The sequence below is a fragment of the Bartonella sp. AA86SXKL genome (assembly GCF_042196885.1).
Genome location: NZ_JBHIRE010000210.1, coordinates 1 through 860 on the forward strand (window position 1 = coordinate 1; position 860 = coordinate 860).

At 40.0% G+C, this 860-nt stretch carries 1 protein-coding gene and 1 pseudogene; both read left to right on the forward strand.

Translation table 11 applies throughout. The annotated features are described in order from the left end of the window. Positions 1-675, forward strand: a 675-nt coding sequence (locus ACFIO5_RS11015) for a TlyA family RNA methyltransferase (protein WP_375705423.1), incomplete at its 5' end; no start/stop codon positions are given. Then, positions 668-860, forward strand: a pseudogene (locus tag ACFIO5_RS11020) (class I SAM-dependent RNA methyltransferase); the annotation flags it as partial. The gene ACFIO5_RS11015 and the pseudogene ACFIO5_RS11020, both read left to right, overlap by 8 nt.

Below are 860 nucleotides of genomic sequence, written 5' to 3' on the forward strand. Positions count from 1 at the left end.
GCTATTGTGCGTCAAACGGTTAAGGTGAATGGTGAAATCATTTTAAAAGCTGGGCAAATCATCCCTGATGATGCAGAAATTGTCGTTTTTGATCCAGCACAAAATTATGTTTCACGTGCGGCACTAAAATTGATGGGTGCACTTGATGCATTTCCGATTGTAACGGATAAAGTGACTGCCATTGATATTGGTGCATCGACAGGTGGTTTTACACAAGTTCTCTTAGAGCGCGGAGCAGAGCATGTTATTGCTGTCGATGTTGGTCATAATCAATTGGATGCACGTTTATTTGGCAACAGTGCGATAACCTTATTGGAAGGCTTAAATGTTAGAGATTTAAAACAGGAACATTTAGGTGGACGGGAGATTGATCTCATTGTCTCAGACGTTAGTTTTATTTCTCTCAAACTTGCATTACCTCCTGTTTTGTCTTTAGCAAAGCAGGGAGCACAAGCCGTTTTATTGGTAAAGCCACAATTTGAAATTGGTCGAGAATTTCTTAGTAAAGGGGGGATATTGAAAGATCTATCAAGAGCAAAACAAACTGCTGAGGGACTTTTTGATTGGCTCAATACGCAAAGAGGCTGGATTGCAAAAGGTTTGCTTCCCTCATCCATTGCAGGTGCTGATGGCAATTTAGAATATTTGTTGTTCGGAGAAAAAAAGAGTGAGTAACAGAGTTGTAATTGACCATATTGGAGCAAGTGGTCACGGTATTTCCAATATATCGCATGACTCTCTCTCTGTTCCTTTTACTTTACCGGGAGAGGTAGCTATAGTTGCTCTTCGTGGAAAATATGGAAAACTTATTGCCTTAGAAAAAAAATCATCAGAACGCATTGATGCCATCTGCCAACATT